The organism is Nesterenkonia sedimenti (genome assembly GCF_012641515.1).
In the GTDB taxonomy this organism is placed as follows: domain Bacteria; phylum Actinomycetota; class Actinomycetes; order Actinomycetales; family Micrococcaceae; genus Nesterenkonia; species Nesterenkonia sedimenti.
Map to the genome: position 1 here is coordinate 33,366 of NZ_JABAHY010000001.1, position 17,577 is coordinate 50,942.

Here is a 17,577-nt window from a genome sequence, read left to right on the forward strand (position 1 = left end):
GTTCATAGACTGATTCGGTGTCTAGATTCGATCCAGAGCAGTGGGCTGAGCGCGGCTACGAGATCCTGCCCGGGGTAATACTGGCCTTTGTCGGCGCGGTGCTGGCCCACCGCTTCCTGGGGGAGTGGCTGCCGGTCTCCGCCCTGCTGATCGCCATTGTGCTGGGCATGCTGCTGCGCACCCTCGGATGGGTCCCCTGGTGGGGTGAGGCCGGACTGAAGTGGACTGCCAAATTCCCGCTCAGGGTGGGGATCGTGCTGCTGGGCCTGCAATTGGCCTTCGGGGATATTCTCGGTCTGGGTTGGGAAGTCCTGGTGATCATTGTGGCCACTGTGCTGGTCACATTCTTCGGAATCCGTCTGCTGGGCTCGAGCTTTAGAACAGATACGACGACGACGTCGCTGCTGGCCACCGGAACAGCCATCTGCGGGGCCTCAGCGGTGGCCGCCGCCGCAGCGGTCCTGGACCGCGGTGACGGCAAGGATGCCCAGGGGAGGGATATTGCGGCCCCGACCGCGACTGCACTGGCCGTGGTGACCCTCTGGGGTACGGTCGCCATGCTGGTTCTGCCTGTCTTGGTGGGCCTTACCGGCATGGGGGATCACCGGGCCGGTGTCTGGATCGGTGCCAGCGTCCACGAGGTGGGACAGGTGGTGGCTGCAGGCGGCATGGTGGCCGCGACTGCACTGACTGTGGCGACCATGGTGAAACTGGCCAGGGTACTGATGCTTGCCCCGATGGTGGTCGCGCTTCGCATCGGCCCCGGGGCCCCGGTACGCGGCGGCAGTGCTGAGGGTGGGAAACGGCCCCCACTGATCCCGTGGTTCGTTATCGGGTTCCTGGGCGCGGTGGTACTCAACTCCACTGTGGATATTCCGACTGATACTGCAGACCTGCTGGCTCAGATCACGACCATGCTCATCACCGTGGCGATGGTCGGAGTTGGGGCGGCGGTGAACCTACGGACCCTAGTGAAAACCGGTGGTCCCGCGGTACTGCTCGGTGGTGCCGGAAGCGTGCTGGCTGCAGGGACGGCCCTTCTGGGCATCCTGGTGCTGCTCTGAGTGAAGGCGTGTCTCCCAATTTCTCACCGACTGCGCAGCACCCTGCGGGCGCCCTGACTGCGCCTCGCTCAGTCACAAATGCGCTGCATTTGCTCCCTCACTCGGCTTGCAGGACACTGCGCAGGGCACTTGCTCGCTTCGGCGTCAATTGGGAGACCCGCCCCACAACAGTTAGGCCGCAAGGCTGACTGTCGGGTTCATGATGGTCTCGTATTCGATGGGGGTCAATCGGCCCAGGCGGGCCTGCCGGCGGCGTCGATGGTAGGTCCGCTCGATCCAGGTGATGATCGCGATCCGGAGATCTTCTCGAGTCCGTCATCGCTTGCGGTCCAGGACATTCTTCTGGAGCAGGGCGAAGAAGGACTCCATCGCGGCGTTGACGCTCCTATAGTGCGAGTTCGAGGCTATGTACCAGCGCCTGTTCGAGTCCCCAGAGGAGTGGGGACACCAGGAGACTTCCCAGGAAGAGACGTTCTTCGGCTATGCCGAAGAACTCGGCCTTGACATGGAACGCTTCGAAGCCGACTTCAACGACCCAGCGATCCTGGAACGCGTCGAACAGAGCCAGCAGGACGGTCAGGATCTCGGTGTCCAGGGCACCCCGACGTTCTTCCTCGACGGCGAGCGCCTTGAGCTTGAAAGCATCACCGACTTGGAGAACAGCCTCGATGCCGCCCTTGACGACTAAGCCCCGGACCGGGCCAGGGTCGGCCGATGGCGTCCGCCCGGTGTTGCCCGGGCGCTGGCTGGGGATACTGCTGCTCCTCGGCGGGGTAGTCGGCCTGCTGGCCGCTGCAGTGCTGCTGGTGGAGAAGATCGAGCTGATCAGGAACCCCGATTACATCCCCACCTGCACCATTAACCCGGTCCTGTCATGTGGCTCGGTCATGGACACCCCGCAGGCCGAGGCCTTCGGCATCCCCAATCCCATCCTCGGGATCGTTGGATTCACCGCCGTCACCGCCATCGGTGCCGCCATGCTGGCCGGAGCACGGTTCGCCGGCTGGTTCTGGATCCTCGTACAGGCGGGGGTGACCTTCGGGGTGGTGTTCGTGCACTGGTTGATCTACCAGAGCCTCCATGTCATCGGAGCCCTGTGCCCGTACTGCATGATCGTCTGGGCCGCGATGATTCCTAACTTCTGGCACATCACCATCAGCAACCTTCAGCTCCTTCACGTCTCCAGCCGTACCGTGCTGGGGAGGGCCCTCGCGGGTATCACCGAGTACCGTGGCACCATCCTCACCGCCTGGTACCTGGTCATCCTCGCGCTGATCGCACACCGATTCTGGGATTACTGGACCACCCTCATCTGACTGACGTGGGAAGTCAGCCAGCCGTCGGCTCCTCAGGAGAGGGTGAGGAAGAGCTTCTCGAGTTCCTCGATGGTGAGGCCGTCCTCTTCTTCGGCCGCCGTCTCGGGGTCTGTGATGCAGTACTGCATGACTCCGGATACGATGACGAAACCTGCCCGGTCCAGGGCGGTGGACACCGCGGCCAGCTGTGTGACGACCTCCCTGCATGAGCCATCGTTCTCCACCGCGTTGATGACCGAGTCCAGCTGGCCGCGGGCGCGCTTGAGCCGGTTGATGATCTTGCGCTGAGTTTCGGGGTCTGCGTTACGCATGAGGTTTCCTTCCGGGATTCTGGGCGCGAGAACACGACGAACAATGGTCCCATGATTCTGAGAGCCGGGGATCAGCCGGAGGAAAGGCGGCCTGGTTTTCGCTCGTGGCAGTCTTCGCAGATTCGCGGAGTTCTCCCCGCCTCAGACGAGTTCCATGGTCAGCACCAGGCCACCCATGATCAGGACGAAAACTCCGAAGGCTCTGCGGAGCAGCGTCTCCGGGATGCGGTCGGTGAACCGTGAGCCCAGCAGCGCTCCTGCGACGGCGGCAGCGGTGACCATCAGGATCAGCGTCCAGTCCAGGGTCACGGTGGTCAGGTATCCGCCCAGTCCCGCTGCTGATTTCATGGTGATGACCATCAGGGAGGTCCCCACTGCTGCGGGCATGGACAAGCCGCCGAGCAGGACCAGGGCGGGCACGACCAGGAATCCGCCTCCCGCGCCCACCATGCCGGTCACCAGGCCGACGACCGATCCGTCGATGAGGATCCGCCACCAGCGGCGCGAGATGCGTTCCCCGCGCGTTGACGGCGCACTCGACGTTGTCCTGCGCCGGAGCATGGCTGCGGCAGTGGCCACCATCATCATCGCGAAGGCGATCATCAGCACTGTGCCGGGGATGCGGCCACCGATCAGCCCGCCGGCGAAAGCCCCGATCATGCTGGCGCCCCCGAAGAGCGAGCCGATCCTCCACTGCACGTTTCCCCGGCGTGCGTGGCTGAGCAGACTCACCGCAGAGGTCACAGCGACCACGAACAGGGACCCGGCTATTGCTTCCTGCGGTTCCATCCCCGCCACGTAGGCCAACAGGGGGACGGCGAGAATGGAGCCGCCGCCGCCCAGCAGGCCCAGCGATAGACCGATGAGCACTGCCAGGCCGACGACGAGCAGGGTCAGCGGTTCCATGGGGGGCTCACCGTAGGCCGGTCGCGTCGGGGATATCCCGAAGTGCCGCTTCCAGGGTCGGATCCGTGGCAGTCCTGTTCCACGGCATCCGGCTCAGTGCGTAACCCATCGCGCACGTGTTGCTCGCCGCAGCGAAGATCAGCCCCGACCCGACGCCGAAGGAGAGCCACTTCAGCTTCGGGTGGATGAAGTGGCTGGCAAGCACGCCGGTCGCCACCAGGGCCCCGGCGCCCATGCGGACCTGCCGCTCCATGGCCCAGCGCTGTTTCCCCCGCAGGAGTTCACCCCCTGCCTTCTGGTAGGCGTTGATGCCCCCGACGAGCACCTGAAGCTGATCGGCTCCTGCCGTTGACAGGGCTTCCACAGCCTGCTGGCTGCGGGCACCGGATTGGCAGAGCAGCACAGCGTTCTCCGGAAGCGAGGACGCGACGGGGGAGGGGTTCTTCTGTAGCAGGTCCAGCGGCAGGTTGCGGGAGCCTTTGATATGGGCAGTCTCGAACTCTGCCGGCGTCCGGACATCAATGAGCACCGTCTGGGATGCAAGGTGGGTGTTGTGGAGCAGGTCTTCGGGTGCGCAGGGGGTGGGGGTCACAGGAAACCTTTCGTCAGGGGGGGATGGGGGGATCAGCGGTTCTGGTGCTCGAGCCAGCCGTTGTAGCTGCCTTCTAATTCGAGGACTCGATAGCCCTTCCGGCGCAGAGCACTGGCTGCGACGGAATTCCTCTTACCGGACTGGCAGTAGGAGATGACCGTGGCGTCCTGGGGCAGCTTGTCCAGGTGCCAGAGGACCTTCCCAGCGCTGAGATTGTGGGCACCTGGGATATGACCTTCCGCGTATTCGGTGGCGTTGCGGACATCGAGCAGCACATCTGTCTCAGATGTGGCCAGCTCAGCTGCGGGGATAGTCGCAGGAGTGACCACCGGCAACCCATCGAGACTGGTGATGTATCCGGCATAACGGTCAATGCCTACCCGGATGAGGTGATTCCTCAGCCGGTGAGCCTCCGCCTGGTCGGCGGCGAGCAGGACCAGCGGTCGCGCCTCTCGCTCGGGATCGTAGACCCAGGCGCCGAAGCTGGCCGGCTTCTCCTGGGGGATGTTCAATGCCCCGAGTGCGGTGCCGGCGTGAACTTCATCATGGGATCGAGTATCGGCCACAATGAGCTCATCGGTCTCGACCGCCGTAGCGACTTGGCCAGCCGGAAGCTCCTTGAGAGCTGGAAGCTGACCCAGAATTGCAGGGCCATTCTTGTTCTGCCGCTTCATCCGCCCGAAATAGGCGTGGGCATCCGGCTGTCCCTCCAGCAGCTGCTCGATGAATCCGGCCTCGTCGTCGGCCTTGAGGAAGGAAGACCACCAGGCATTGGCCCGCTCGTACCCGACTGTCGTTGCCGGCAGTGCTCCCAGGGACTTGCCGCAGGCGCTCCCCGCACCGTGTCCGGGGTAGACCATCACATGGTCCTCCATGGGCAGGAAGACGTTCTTCAGGCTGTCGAAGAGCTGCTTGGCCCCCGCATACCGTGAATCGACGCCGTCGGCGGCTTCGTCCAGCAGGTCAGGTCGCCCGAGCTCGCCGGCGAAGACGAAGTCTCCGGAGAGAACGTACCCGGGGTCGCTGCTGAAGGCGCCGTCGGTGATCTCGAAGACCAGGTGCTCGGGGGTATGCCCCGGGGTATGCCTGGCCCTGATGGTGATGTTCCCTACGCTGATCACATCACCGTCGTGGAGGCGGCGACCTTCGAAGCCGTATTGCCATTCGTCGTCGCCCTCCCCGGAGAGGTAGACCTCAGCGTCGGTGGCAGCGGCCAGCTCCCGGGTTCCTGAGAGATAGTCGGCATGGATGTGTGTCTCGGTGACAGCCACGATCTTCATTCCATGGTGCCGTGCCAGGTCCAGGTACTCGCCGATGTCGCGGCGGGCGTCTACCACCACCGCCTCGTTCTTGGCCTGACAGCCGATGAAATAGCTGGCCTGGGCCAGATCCTCGTCATATATGCGTTCCAACAACATTGTGTCTCCTTCGAGAGAACTGCTTATATACCCCAGGGGGTATAGAAGGAAGCATGACATATACCCCGAGGGGTACGCAAAAGAGGCGGCTTGCGACAGCTTCCCGCGGCGCGCCACCTGAGGGGAGGTGAGCTCGGGAGCCGCGGCAATGGCCTGGGCGGCGCTTAGAGAACGTAGAGTCATTCTTGGAGAAGCCGACAACTGAGCGACGGATCATGAGCCCTGCGCAGCATTCCGGCCGCGACGGCGAGCGCGGTCAACAGCCTCCGGTGGAGCGAGCATCCTCGGCTGCCCGGGGACTCGCTGAGACGGCCGCTGGGAAGGCATCCGAAGGGCGGACCAGTGAGATCGAGGAGCGCTGGGAGACCTGGCTGGCCTGGCCGGTGCTGATCGCAGCGATCGTGTCGGTCCCCGCGGTCTTCCTCACCTTGCTGGACGAGCCTTTGGAGATAATCGGGCACGTGGGGCTCTGGTTGACGACTGTTGTGCTGGTGTTCGAGACGGTCGTGCTCTTCCTGGTCGATCGACTGGCTGTGCCGGAGTGGCAGAGATCCAGAAGTCTGAGAAGACGCACCGCGGAGTGCACGAGAGTGAAAACGAAGCGCCGACCCCTGGGGATCGGCACTCTAACTCAACTGTATCGACGGTACTCGAAAGCTCAATTGAGTCGAATATCAGTACTTTGGTGCCCCCGAGAGGATTCGAACCTCTGGCCTTCGGTACCGGAAACCGACGCTCTATCCCCTGAGCTACGGAGGCGGGGCCGCACGATTCGCTCGTGCTGACCGATATAGATTACCAGTCCAATCCGCAGGAGCCTAGTTGGGAAACGCTGAGCCCCTCGGAGAACCTCAGCCGCCGAAGGTCTAGGCTAAGGCTTATGGATATCCAGGACTCGGCTGCTGACCTGCCCATCCAGAGTTCGCAGGAGCTCGTCTCCTCACGAGTTTTCAATGCAGTGGAGGAGACCTTCACCTTCGGTGAGACCGGTGGAACCCTGAGCAGGATCTTCATACAACATCTCAGTGCCGTGGCCGTCTTGGCCGTCAACGAGGACGATGAGGTCCTGTTGATCAATCAGTACCGTCACCCGGTGCGGATGAACTTATGGGAAATCCCCGCAGGCCTACTGGATGTGGAGGGCGAGCCGCTTCTGGAGACTGCTCAGCGGGAACTGGCTGAGGAGGCCGACCTCCGGGCTGAGAATTGGTACACCCTGACTGACTTCTACACCACACCCGGGGCCAGCGATGAGGCCATCCGGGTATATCTCGCCCAAGGGCTCAGCGAAATCCCCCACGGCGAGCGCCACACACGTCAGGCAGAGGAAGCCGAGATCACCACAGCCTGGGTGCCGCTGAAAGAGGCAGTCGAAGCTGTCCTGGCCGGAAAGATCCACAACCCCAGCGCCGCGAATGCCATCCTGGCCCTACATGCAGTGCGCACCGATGTGGGTAGCCTGCGGGATGCCCGGGCCCCGTGGCCGGATCATCCCCGCAGTTCAGTGATTCGCCCCTGATCCCTCAGCCAGTGGTGGAGACTGTATAGCTCCACAGCTCACTGGACATGCCCACCGGGGGCTTCTTGGGCTTGCCGTCATCGTCCCCATGGGACTTGGCAAAGTGCTGGGAGTTGCGCCAGTTCTCGAAGTCCTCCTCCGAATCCCACCGGGTGATCACCAACCAGGTATTGCGGTCATCGGTGGGCTGGAGCAGCTCATACCCCTGAAACCCAGGGGTGCCGTTCATGGAGCCATGGCGTGCGGCAAAGCGCTTGCCGAGTTCATCACCGGAGTCCTCGGGGACAGTAATCGCATTGATCTTGATGACGCTCATAGCAGTCATTGTTCCACTGATACCGCCGGCGGTCACACGGGATCCCAGGTGAAGAGGGCAGGATAGGACTATGAACCTGCTGAGCCTGGTCCACCAGGGCCTCACCGTACAAGTCCTGCACCAGGACTCGTTCAACTACGCCCTGGAGCATAACCGGGTTCCGGTACTGAGTTCCGTACAACTCCGTGCAGAGGAAACGGCCGGAACCGAAACCCTGGATCTTGCCCTGCGGCTGAGCATCGCTCCGGTGGGTCCAGTAGAGGTGGCGCAGGCCCTGGAGATTCCGCTGCCTTCGGTTCCCGCCGGGGAAGAGGCGGTACTACCTGCTCGGCAGATCAGCTGGAACCTAGAACACGCAGCGTTCCTGACCATCACAGAGACAGCCAGCACGACCCTGCGCGCTGAGCTGGTGGACCGCAGCCAGGAATCCCGGCTGTCTACCGGGACCGCAGCGGTGCGTGTGCTGCCAGCAGAGTTATGGTCACCGGAGGGCATCCGGGAATCATTGGCGGCCTATATCCGCCCCCGAGATCCGATCATCGAGGAACTGCTCACCGAAGCCAGTGCTGCTCTGACTGAGCACACCGGATCCGGGGAGATGCCCGGCTATGCCGGCGGACCCGAGCGTGTGGAGCTCACCGCACGGGGTATCTACCACGCCCTGGCCATGCGGGGGCTGGCGGCTTCCCCCTCTGCGACTGATCACCAGCAGCGGATCCGGAGCCATACCGATGTTCTGAAGACTCGGCAGGCCAGCAGTCTTGAGGCCGCCTGTCTCTTTGCCGCGGCATTGAGCCGTGCAGGCCTGCATGCCGTGGTGGCGGTAACCGGCAGGCATGCCCTGGTGGGCTGGCTGGCCGAACACAGCCACCTCAGCACCACTGTTGTGGACCAGCCGAATGTGATCGCCACCCTGGCTGATTCAGAGCTGCTGGAAGTCATCGAGGTCACCGGCATGACCACTACCAACCAGGGCAGCGATTTCGATATGGCTGGCTCCCAGGCCGCCCGGTGGTGGACCAGCTACGAGCAGGAGGGGCTCTGGCTCCTGGATGTTGCCGCCGCCCACCGTCGCATCCGGCCGCTGCCAAACCTGCGATTCGACGGGGAGACGCTCGTGGTTGAGACCGTCCAGGAAGGCAATCACCACAGGTGGCGATCATCCCCACCAGGGTCCAAGGCGTCTGCCCACCCCACCAGCTCCCCTTCGATCCAGACGGCCGAAGCCCGGAAGGCTCCAGCACGGATCGAACAGTGGCGGCGAGCGCTGCTGGACCTCAGCTACCGCAACCCGCTGCTGCGTCTGGCGAAGTCCAGCTCTGCGCCCCTGCATGTACCGGCTGGGTCACTGAACGCGCTGATGGAACAACTGGTCGCAGGCAACAAGTTCGAGCTGAGCGAGCACGGGGATATCGAACAGATCCACCAGGCCCAGGGAGCCCGTACTGCGGCGGATGTGGACCCTGAGACACTGAGCCGAATCCTGATCGAAGAGCGTCGAATCTTCGCGATCCTGGGATTCAGCGAGTTCGAGAAGCGGCTGCGCTCCCTCCAACGGCGGGCGAACACCACTGCCGAGGAGACCGGCGCCCATCCGCTCTACTGCGCCATCGGAGCCCTGCGCTGGGAGGACCGCGGAGGAAAACGCGGCGGACACGCACCCCTGTTCTTGGTTCCGGTAACTCTCACCGGTGGGCGACGCTCACCTTTCCGGGTCGAGTATGACGATTCCCGGGAGATTGTGCCCAATATCAGTGCCCTGGAGAAGCTGCGCACCGATATGGGCCTAACCCTTCAGGCACTGGCTGATCCGCCGCGGACATCCGAAGGGCTGATTGATCTCCACACGGCACTGAGCGGGATCCGCCGGAGTCTGCTGAAAGAGCGGGCCGAGCAGATCACCGTGGAGGAGACCGCCCACCTGGCACTGCTGCAGTTCTCCACCCTGGATCTTTGGCGGGATCTCAGTGAGCATTGGGAAGTCTTTATGCGCCGGGACCATATCCGGCACCTGGTGGAGACCCCCGGAGCGCAGTTCGACGACGGGGTGGGCTCCCCGGAGCCGGTGCCGGAGGAGGAGGCGACCCTGCACCTTCCGGTGCCAGCCGATGCCTCCCAGATACGGGCGGTCTCCTGGGCTGCGGCAGGAAAGAGTTTCATCCTCGAAGGCCCACCAGGAACCGGAAAATCCCAAACCATCACCAACCTCATCGCGGAGAACCTCGCCCGCGGGAAGAAAGTCCTCTTTGTGGCCGAGAAACAGGTGGCCCTGGATGTGGTCCAGCGCCGCCTGGAAGAAGTTGGGCTCGCAGATTTCTGTCTGGACCTGCATGGGAAGAACCAGTCGGTCAGCGCAGTCCGGGCCCAGATCCGTGCCGCCCTGGAGGCCAACCCAGCCCCTGAGGTGGCCTTCGAAACCACGAGGGCTCGGCTACGCAATGCCGTGGAGTATTTAGCCCGCTATCCGCAGGCGCTGCATAGTGCCGGACCGGCCGGCCTCAGCGCCTGGCAGGCCCGGCAACTGGTACTCGAACTGGCAGAATATGAGGACACCGTAGACCCCGACGACGACCCCCTGGTGCTGACCCCAGAACAAGCGCCGAGACTGGGAGCCCTGGAGGAAGCCTGTTCCCGGGCCGCTGAGGTCGACCGGGACCTGCTGCAACTTCAGGCACCGATAGCTGAGCACCCCTGGGCCCTGGCAGAACCTGCTGCAACGACTGCCCTAGATCAGCATCGCAGCCAGTTCAGCGCCATCCTGACCGCCACACTGGAGGCTGAGCACGGCACCGATGGCAGCCCTGCCCATGCACTGATGGATCTCGCTCTCACCGTAGAGCAGACCGATGCGGTCATCACCTGGTTGGAATCACTGGTGTCCGGGTTCCGGACTAGTGCCTTCGGCCTGGACCTGCCTTCCTTGATCACCCAGGCTAAGGACATCGACCAGCGGTGGTTTCCCATCGGGCGGGGCAGGTCACGGCGGAAGCTGCTGCGTGGAATAGAGGAACATCTCACTGGCCCCGAAGCCCTAGCGGTGGAGGAGCTGACCTCACGTCTGGAGGCGCTGAGCCAACTGAAGGCTCAATGGGAGCGTCTGCACCTGGTGTTCGCCGAAGAATCACCCAGCACCCGGGAACAGGTGGCGGCCCTGATAGCTGAGATCTACCGCGATGGTAGCCCGATCTCCTATCCTGCTGAGTCATTGCGCCAACGGGCCACGGCCTGGACCTCAATGCTCGAGCTACTGGGCGCTACCAGTAGGAGTCTGCACCGGTGGGCCGGGACGCAAAGCCGAAAGGAGGCCATCGATCGCTGCGCAGCAGCCTGGTCGGCAGATCTCAACACGGGGATGACATCCCTGGACCGTTGGGCCCAGGTCAGTGCAGGACTGGACTGGCTGCACCGACATGGTCTGGAGAACTGGGTACGTGCCCTGCAGCAGGAGCGACTTTTGCCCGGTGATCTCGAACCCAGCCTGCGGCAAGCGCTCACGGATGCCTCTCTAGCCGAACGGTTGGAGTCGACGGGCTCGGTGCGCTTTGATGAGACTCGGCACCTGCGGCGAATCGAGCAGTTCGGCTCAGCCTCTTCGGCCCATCGGGAATTGCTGAGCCGGCAGCTGCCAGCCGATCTGGTGGCCTCACGCAGCTTTGACCCCCATGCGTCATTGGGGCGGGTGGGCCAGCTGCGCACCCAGGCCGGTCGGCGGCGGGGCGGACTGAGTATCCGGGGCCTATTCGAACATTTCGGCAGTCTCATCACCGAGGCTGCCCCCTGCCTGCTGATGAGCCCTGACTCAGTGGCTCGTTTCCTGCCGCCAGAGTCTGTGGAAGTTGACCTGGTGGTCTTTGATGAGGCTTCTCAGATTCGAGTGCCGGAGGCCATCCGGGCCATGGGGCGGGCAAAGTCTGTGGTCATTGTCGGTGACACCAAGCAGATGCCGCCCAGTTCCACCTTCTCGGCCCGCACGGCAGATGAGGCCAGTGGTGCAGGCGATGAGCTGCCAGTACCTGCGGATATGGACTCCATCCTTTCGGAGGCCGCTGAAGCAGGCTTCCCCAGGCAGTGGCTGAGCTGGCATTACCGCTCCCGGGATGAGTCGCTGATTGCCTTCTCGAATCAGCAGTACTACGAGGACCGGCTCTCGACATTTCCGGCTCCGCCGCAGGCTGAGGGCAGTTCGGCAGTGCAGCTGCGGCATATTGGGGGCCTCTGGGAAGGTGGCCGAGGTGGCGCAAGGGTCAACCGGGCCGAGGCCGAGGCAGTTGTTGCCGAGGTGGACCAACTTCTCCAAGAACAGCCTGAGCGGAGCATCGGGGTTGTTACGTTCAACATCCAGCAGCGGGACCTCATCCTGGACCTCCTTGAGGAGCACCCATCATCGGCTGTCAGAGAGGCGCTGATGCGGGATGAGGATCCAGTCTTTGTGAAGAACCTGGAGAATGTGCAGGGTGATGAGCGCGATGTCATTCTCTTCACGCTGGCTATCTCGGCTGATGAGCGCGGGCGTGTCCCGCTGAACTTCGGTGCCCTCAGTGGGGCAGGGGGAGAGCGGCGGCTCAATGTTGCGATCACCCGTGCCCGGGAGCAGGTGATCATCTTCACCTCCTTCCGCCCCCAGCAGCTGGATGTCTCAACCTCGGCCTCTCAGGGATTACATGATCTGCGGGAGTACCTCCTCACCGCTGAGTACGGCACAGCTCAGTTGGGCAGCGGCTCAGCGCAGACCAGTTTGGACCGCCACTCGGAGACAGTTGCCACGGCACTGGAGGCGGCAGGACTTGAGGTGCGCCGCCGGGTTGGGCTTTCGGATTTCACGGTGGATCTGGCCGTCCGCAGTGGGCCTGAACGGCCATGGGTGGCAGTACTGCTGGATGGGCCTCTGTGGGCAGCGCGCGGCACCGTCGGTGACCGGGAGCTGCTGCCTTCTGTGATCTTGCAGGGGTTGATGTCCTGGGCAGCCGTGGAACGGGTTTGGCTGCCGGCGTGGCTGAAAGATCCCGAGCTCGTGGTGGAGCGTATCTGCCGTGTGGCTGCTGGTGCGGATCAACCCCGTGACTCGGAGGATCAACCAGGCGCTGAGGAGAGCAACCGGGCTACCCAGCCTCAGGCTGACAGGGGAGCCGGGGCATCAAGTGGGCCTGCGCCGATTCAGGTGCAGCAGCAGCATGTTGCTGATGCTCCGATTGATGAGCTGCTGGGGGTTTTCGTCGAGGTGATCCGGCGTGCCCATGGGGCGCCCCGGGATGAGGCTCAGCGTGAGGTGGCCCGACTGTACGGGCACCAGAAGATGGGATCACGGATATCGGCGCGGATGCAGGAGGTCACTGACCTGGCTCTGTCCCAGGGGCAGATTCAGGAGCAGGATGGTCTGCTCACTGCTGTGGGGGAGTAGGGCTTAGAACAGTGCCGGCTGAGCCGGGGTGGCAAATGCCTCCAGAGTCGGTTGGTGGACAGCCTCGTTAGGGGCATCTGCCTGTTCGGGGGAGGTGCGTCCGCGCCAGGTGAAGTCCTCACGTTTGATGAACCCATGGCGTCGTCGAGCCTGGGCCGCCTGCTGTCCGAGCCATTTCTTGTACTCGGCAGAGGCATAGGTGGTGAACTGGCCGTTCTTGCCGCGGTAAAGCCGACGATACTTCGGCACCAGTTTCGGGAACTCCGCCTGCAGCCATTGCATGAACCATTCCCGGGCACCGGGACGCAGATGCAGCGCGCCGGTGGAGACCCAGCTGGCCCCAGCTTCAGCGAGGGCACCGTGCAGGGAGTCCAGGTGTGTGGCGGAGTCGGTCAGCCACGGCAGGATCGGCATCGCCAGGACATTACACTCCAGCCCGGCATCGGTGATGGCCTTGATGAGGCTCAGCCTGGCCCGCGAATCAGGAGTTCCTGGTTCCACCATCTGCTGCAGCTCGGTGTCCATAATCGCCAGGGACACCGCCACTGAGACCGGGACTTTCTTCGCGGCCTCCTTCAGCAGGGGTAGGTCACGTTTCAGCAGGGGGCCCTTGGTCAGGATCGAAAACGGAGTCCCGGAGTCAGCCAGGGCCTGAATAATCCCCGGCATCAGGCGGTAGCGGCCTTCTGCTCGCTGATAGGGGTCGGTATTGGTCCCAAGGGCTACATGCTCGTGGCCCCAACTGGGTTTGGCCAGCTCCGCGCGGAGTACATCTGCGACATTGGTCTTGACCACGATCTGTGAATCGAAGTCCTTCCCCGCGTCCAAGTCCAAATACTCATGCGTCTTCCTCGCAAAGCAGTTGTGACTGATAACGCCGTTAGCAATGAAATCGCCTGTTCCAGTGGTGATATCAACCAGACTCTGCTCCTGGCCGAGCGCCTCGACGCTTGACACTTTCAAGTTGCTGAAGGTCTTGACTGCACGACCAGCCATCTTCAGTTTGCGTGATATGGCTGGATTGACGAGGTGAAAAAATCGTCGGTAACTGGTGGCCCCTCCAGTGACTCGGACCGAGGCAACGCCCTTGTCATTGGCAGGTTCGCGTATATGCGGAATATCGAGGCTCTTCAGAGCGGCCTCTGTGTGCTGCAGAATCTCCTCATCGGAATTGCTCACTCTCAAGGCGCTGCCGCTGAACGAGCCCTCCGCGTCAAAGATGCCAGCGAGGAAGCCGGCTTCCCATTCGTCGGCCACGGAAGTAGGCCATGAGATGAGTTGGAGTATGCGCGCGTAATTATCTCGCGTGGAGGTGACGATCATATTCATTGGCTTACGCGAGGCTCGGCCGGTGACGAACGGCTTAAGCGAAGTATGGACGTTCTCCTGTGTCAAATACTCCTGTGTTCGCGTTAACGCATCTGAATCAGTGAGAGCCAGGCGAAAGATCGTCACACGATAGGGCTTACCGTTCGACTTCCGGTCGTATGTGCGATCAATGAGCATCCCATCGCCGCGGATCATCCCCGTGAGATAACCGCGGCGATATTGGGCGCTGGGTGCTGGATATTGGTACTTTTCGGTGGCGCATCCCAAGCCGAAGCCCATGAGGGAATTGTTGGTTGTCAGGTATGGGCGTTGGCCTTCTCCTGGGGCCGGAGGGGCAACATGCTTCCATCCGCGTTCGGTCAGGAATCGGTGATTACCGCTTGCGATCAGTTCAGTGCCATCCTCGAGTGTGACTCGGTAAGCAGGCTTACGAGTCCTCCAGACGACGTTGACTTCGGTTTCTGTGTAATAGCGATATCGGCCCGAAAGATGGGTGCCGATGATCTTGTCGCCCACCCGGATTTCATCCAGACGACGCTGTCGGCCGTCAGCCATCATGATCAACGTGTCCGGACTCAGGCAATAACGACACTGGTGGAGACAGCCGCGCATGGGGTTGATGGTCCACCGGAACGGCATATTGGACTGACTGGGCACCTTATTCAGCGCGGTCTTCGCTGCCACCTCATGGAAGGTCACACCATCAAACTCAGGGGTCTGCACCGAGCGCACCAGCCCAGCCATCGGCAGCAGCGCCGGGCCGGCGACGTCGTCGTGAAGTTTCTGGGTCTCCCAGCGCATACACCTATTCGAACACACATTCGAAAAGGCTTCAAGGATTGAGGAGGCCAGCCTCCTGAGCCAAACGCTCCAGGGTCTCCATGGCAGTAGCCACCGGGGGAGTGCTGCCACTGTCCTTGCGGATATGGGCGACCACCCGGCGTTGAATCCTGGGATTCACCAGCGGGCGGACCGCCACCCCGGCAGGAGCATCCAGGGCAGCTAAGCGTGTCAGCACCGTAATGCCGGCCCCAGCCTCCACTAGGCCAAGAGCCGCATAGTGATCATCCAACTTAGCCATCACCCGAGGAGTGAATCCGGCAGCCCGGCAGGCGCTGCGAATAATCCGCGTTACCGGGGAGTCGTAGATGTCCTGATCGATCCAGGGCAGATCACGCAGATCATGCACTGAGGTCGCCTCAGCCTCGGCCAATGGGTGCCCTGCAGGCAGCACCACCTCGAAATCCTCAATCCCCAGCGGGTGGCGGAGATAGCCGGGGAAATGCTGCTCCGGCTCCTCGAGGCTCTCCTGCTGGACGTCAATGTCCACCGGTCGCGATGCCGCAGGTGCCTCCGATTCGTTCAGACTGATCTCAAAGGTCAACCCGGGGTCCTGCGCGCGCACGGCGGTGACCACATCCGGCAACCAGTGCTTAGCGGCCGAGGAGAACGTGCTGATGGTCAGCTGACGGTCCCGACCCTCGCGGAGGTCGGTCACCACCCGATCCAGACGGTCCAACCCGGCCAGGGCCTCCCCGGCCTGCTCAGAGAGGTGGACCGCAGCAGGGGTCGGGGCTAAGCCGCGGCCACTGCGGGTAAAGAGTTCCAATCCAGTTTCCCGGGCCAGTTCGGCCATATGCTGACTGACTGTCGCCGGTGAATAATGCAGATTCCGCGCTGCCCCATGGATGGACCCAGCAGTCAGAACAGCACGCAGAACGCGCAGCCGATGTGGGTTGATCACTACGGGTCTCACAATCATTCGGGAATACCTGACGATTGTTCGATTCTATGTGCTTGTGCCAAGTTGTCTTCGGGCACCAAGATATTCGGGTGACTCTTGCGACCTATTTCGGCCTGCTCGCCGTAGCAGCTGTCCTGGCCGTGACACCCGGGCCCGACACTATGCTCTCGCTGCGTTATGCCCTGAGGTCCCGCCGGGCCGGCCTCGGTGCAGCCACCGGATCCTCAGCCGCAGCCTTCATCTGGGCCGCATTGGCCGCAGTAGGGCTGGCCGCACTCTTCGAAGCATCACCACTGGCCTATGAGCTGCTCAGCGTCGTCGGGGGTCTCTATCTGCTCTTCCTGGGGACGCGAGCCGTCCTCAGCGCCCGCACCCGCATCGCCACTATGGCAACTGTCGCCACAGAGCCGGTCTCCGGGGCTGCCGGATCGCAGCCGCCGTCGTCCCCGGTGGCGACCCTGACGGTACCCAAGGCGAGGGTGGGTTTTCTGGCGGGTATGGCCACCTGCATGACAAACCCCAAGGTGGGGCTGTTCTTCCTCGCGCTGTTCCCGCAGTTCACCCCCACAGATGCCTCACTGATCTTCACCATCGGGGTGCTGGGTGGAACCGTGGCCGCCACGATGTATCTGTACCTGATTGCGGTAGTGCTGCTGGTCGATGCCGCCAACCGGTGGCTCTCCAGCCCCAAGGCCACCTCCTGGATCGAAGGAATCAGCGGCGCAACCCTGATCGGACTGGGAATCTTCATGCTCGGCAGCGGAGGCCTCGGCCTGCTGACCCTCTGGGGCGGATAAGACTACTCTGGTGCCATGCCGGAGCTTCCAGAAGTGCATGCGCTCGCGGGGGATCTCGAATCCCGACTGCGGGGACTCAGCGTGCAGCGGCTGGATGTGCTGGCATTCCATGCCCTGAAGACCTTTGATCCACCACCCACAGCCCTGACTGGACAGACCGTTGAGCAGGTGGGCAGGCACGGCAAATTCCTCGACCTGCAGATCGGCAATCTGCACCTGATCATCCACCTGGCCCTGGCCGGATGGATCCGTTGGCGCGATCAGGCACCGACCTCCATGCCCTCACGCAAGAGCCCGATTGCCGCACGACTGGTCACCGAGAACGGATCAGGAATCGACATCACCGAGGCAGGCACCCGCAAAGGCCTTGCCCTCCACATCGTCACCGAGCCCTCTGAAGTTCCCGGTATCGCAGATCTGGGTCCCGATGCCCTAGATGTCACCGAAGCTCAGTTCAGCCAGATCCTTCAGGCCGCGGGGCGCTCGCCGATCAAGAAAGTGCTGCGAAAACAATCGGTCATCGCTGGGATCGGCAATGCCTACTCCGATGAGATCCTCCACCGCGCCAAGATGTCACCCTTCCAGCCGGCGGCCATGAAGCCCGACGACGCCGCCGCGCTCTACACCGCGATGCGCCAGAGTCTCCAGGAGGCGCTGACCAGGGCTGAAGGCCAGGCCGCCAGCGAGCTGAAGAAGGAGAAGAAGTCCGGACTTCGCGTCCACGGTCGGTTCGGTGAGCCCTGTCCCGAATGCGGTGACACCATCAAACAGGTCGTCTACAGCGACTCCAGCTTCCAATACTGCCCAGGGTGTCAGAACAACGGGAAGGCATTCTCTGACCGCGGGATTGACCGTCTGCTATAGACT

At 62.9% G+C, this 17,577-nt stretch carries 15 protein-coding genes, 1 tRNA gene and 1 pseudogene; 7 read left to right on the forward strand and 10 right to left on the reverse strand.

The window, feature by feature from the left end:
- The first annotated feature begins 17 nt into the window (after nucleotides 1-17).
- Nucleotides 18-1,064 (forward strand): YeiH family protein, encoded by a 1,047-nt coding sequence (locus HGQ17_RS00180; RefSeq protein ID WP_168885957.1) that lies wholly within the window; start codon nucleotides 18-20, stop codon nucleotides 1,062-1,064.
- A 171-nt stretch (nucleotides 1,065-1,235) separates the two neighbouring features.
- Here HGQ17_RS00180 and HGQ17_RS14955 read toward each other — a convergent pair.
- Nucleotides 1,236-1,442: pseudogene (locus tag HGQ17_RS14955) on the reverse strand (IS3 family transposase); the annotation flags it as partial.
- A gap of 28 nt (nucleotides 1,443-1,470) precedes the next feature.
- On the opposite strand from HGQ17_RS14955, the gene HGQ17_RS00185 reads away from it, so the two are divergent.
- On the forward strand, nucleotides 1,471-1,752 hold the full coding sequence (locus HGQ17_RS00185; protein WP_168885958.1) for a DsbA family protein: 282 nt from the start codon (nucleotides 1,471-1,473) through the stop codon (nucleotides 1,750-1,752).
- On the forward strand, nucleotides 1,733-2,380 hold the full coding sequence (locus HGQ17_RS00190) for a vitamin K epoxide reductase family protein (protein ID WP_168885959.1): 648 nt from the start codon (nucleotides 1,733-1,735) through the stop codon (nucleotides 2,378-2,380). Before HGQ17_RS00185 ends, HGQ17_RS00190 begins: the two co-directional genes overlap by 20 nt.
- Before the next feature lie 32 nt (nucleotides 2,381-2,412).
- On the opposite strand, the gene HGQ17_RS00195 is transcribed toward HGQ17_RS00190, so the two are convergent.
- The 6 genes from HGQ17_RS00195 to HGQ17_RS00220 form a co-directional block, all read right to left on the reverse strand.
- Complete coding sequence (locus HGQ17_RS00195) at nucleotides 2,413-2,691, reverse strand: metal-sensitive transcriptional regulator (protein WP_168885960.1); 279 nt, start codon at nucleotides 2,689-2,691, stop codon at nucleotides 2,413-2,415.
- A 141-nt stretch (nucleotides 2,692-2,832) separates the two neighbouring features.
- Complete coding sequence (locus HGQ17_RS00200) at nucleotides 2,833-3,597, reverse strand: sulfite exporter TauE/SafE family protein (protein ID WP_168885961.1); 765 nt, start codon at nucleotides 3,595-3,597, stop codon at nucleotides 2,833-2,835.
- 7 nt (nucleotides 3,598-3,604) lie between these two features.
- Nucleotides 3,605-4,189, reverse strand: a complete 585-nt coding sequence (locus HGQ17_RS00205) for a rhodanese-like domain-containing protein (RefSeq protein WP_168885962.1) — start codon at nucleotides 4,187-4,189, stop codon at nucleotides 3,605-3,607.
- Between the two features lie 32 nt (nucleotides 4,190-4,221).
- Complete coding sequence (locus tag HGQ17_RS00210) at nucleotides 4,222-5,607, reverse strand: MBL fold metallo-hydrolase (RefSeq protein WP_168885963.1); 1,386 nt, start codon at nucleotides 5,605-5,607, stop codon at nucleotides 4,222-4,224.
- Between the two features lie 256 nt (nucleotides 5,608-5,863).
- The gene (locus HGQ17_RS00215) at nucleotides 5,864-6,034 is read right to left on the reverse strand and encodes a hypothetical protein (protein WP_168885964.1); all 171 of its coding nucleotides are present in this window, start codon (nucleotides 6,032-6,034) and stop codon (nucleotides 5,864-5,866) included.
- A gap of 256 nt (nucleotides 6,035-6,290) precedes the next feature.
- Nucleotides 6,291-6,366 (reverse strand) — tRNA-Arg (locus HGQ17_RS00220).
- A 121-nt stretch (nucleotides 6,367-6,487) separates the two neighbouring features.
- Between HGQ17_RS00220 and HGQ17_RS00225 the strand changes: the two genes are divergently transcribed.
- Nucleotides 6,488-7,126, forward strand: coding sequence for an NUDIX domain-containing protein (locus tag HGQ17_RS00225; RefSeq protein WP_168885965.1), 639 nt, complete (start codon nucleotides 6,488-6,490; stop codon nucleotides 7,124-7,126).
- Nucleotides 7,127-7,130: 4 nt separating this feature from the next.
- Here HGQ17_RS00225 and HGQ17_RS00230 read toward each other — a convergent pair whose 3' ends face one another.
- Complete coding sequence (locus tag HGQ17_RS00230) at nucleotides 7,131-7,442, reverse strand: antibiotic biosynthesis monooxygenase family protein (protein ID WP_168885966.1); 312 nt, start codon at nucleotides 7,440-7,442, stop codon at nucleotides 7,131-7,133.
- 70 nt (nucleotides 7,443-7,512) lie between these two features.
- On the opposite strand from HGQ17_RS00230, the gene HGQ17_RS00235 reads away from it, so the two are divergent.
- Nucleotides 7,513-12,840, forward strand: a complete 5,328-nt coding sequence (locus HGQ17_RS00235; protein ID WP_168885967.1) for a DUF4011 domain-containing protein — start codon at nucleotides 7,513-7,515, stop codon at nucleotides 12,838-12,840.
- Nucleotides 12,841-12,843: 3 nt separating this feature from the next.
- Here the strand turns inward: HGQ17_RS00235 and HGQ17_RS00240 are convergent, their stop codons facing one another.
- Nucleotides 12,844-14,970: an intein-containing Rv2578c family radical SAM protein gene (locus HGQ17_RS00240; RefSeq protein ID WP_168885968.1), complete on the reverse strand. Its 2,127-nt coding sequence runs from the start codon at nucleotides 14,968-14,970 to the stop codon at nucleotides 12,844-12,846.
- A 31-nt stretch (nucleotides 14,971-15,001) separates the two neighbouring features.
- Nucleotides 15,002-15,913 carry a LysR family transcriptional regulator gene (locus HGQ17_RS00245; protein WP_168885969.1) on the reverse strand — a complete coding sequence of 304 codons (912 nt, stop codon included), beginning with the start codon at nucleotides 15,911-15,913 and terminating at the stop codon, nucleotides 15,002-15,004.
- Nucleotides 15,914-16,002: 89 nt separating this feature from the next.
- Here HGQ17_RS00245 and HGQ17_RS00250 point away from each other — a divergent pair, with 89 nt between their 5' ends.
- Together HGQ17_RS00250 and HGQ17_RS00255 are read left to right on the forward strand one after the other, a co-directional pair.
- Nucleotides 16,003-16,710, forward strand: a complete 708-nt coding sequence (locus HGQ17_RS00250; protein ID WP_168885970.1) for a LysE family translocator — start codon at nucleotides 16,003-16,005, stop codon at nucleotides 16,708-16,710.
- Between the two features lie 15 nt (nucleotides 16,711-16,725).
- A complete protein-coding gene (locus tag HGQ17_RS00255; protein WP_168885971.1) occupies nucleotides 16,726-17,574 on the forward strand; it encodes an Fpg/Nei family DNA glycosylase in 849 nt (282 codons plus the stop codon).
- Nucleotides 17,575-17,577: the final 3 nt, after the last annotated feature.

Coding starts and splice junctions, on each gene's coding strand:
- HGQ17_RS00185 (WP_168885958.1), top strand. CDS start 1,471: ATGTACCAGCGCCTGTTCGAGTCCCCAGAGGAGTGGGGACACCAGGAG.
- HGQ17_RS00190 (WP_168885959.1), top strand. CDS start 1,733: ATGCCGCCCTTGACGACTAAGCCCCGGACCGGGCCAGGGTCGGCCGAT.
- HGQ17_RS00195 (WP_168885960.1), bottom strand. CDS start 2,691: ATGCGTAACGCAGACCCCGAAACTCAGCGCAAGATCATCAACCGGCTC.
- HGQ17_RS00200 (WP_168885961.1), bottom strand. CDS start 3,597: ATGGAACCGCTGACCCTGCTCGTCGTCGGCCTGGCAGTGCTCATCGGT.
- HGQ17_RS00210 (WP_168885963.1), bottom strand. CDS start 5,607: ATGTTGTTGGAACGCATATATGACGAGGATCTGGCCCAGGCCAGCTAT.
- HGQ17_RS00225 (WP_168885965.1), top strand. CDS start 6,488: ATGGATATCCAGGACTCGGCTGCTGACCTGCCCATCCAGAGTTCGCAG.
- HGQ17_RS00230 (WP_168885966.1), bottom strand. CDS start 7,442: ATGAGCGTCATCAAGATCAATGCGATTACTGTCCCCGAGGACTCCGGT.
- HGQ17_RS00235 (WP_168885967.1), top strand. CDS start 7,513: ATGAACCTGCTGAGCCTGGTCCACCAGGGCCTCACCGTACAAGTCCTG.
- HGQ17_RS00240 (WP_168885968.1), bottom strand. CDS start 14,970: ATGCGCTGGGAGACCCAGAAACTTCACGACGACGTCGCCGGCCCGGCG.
- HGQ17_RS00255 (WP_168885971.1), top strand. CDS start 16,726: ATGCCGGAGCTTCCAGAAGTGCATGCGCTCGCGGGGGATCTCGAATCC.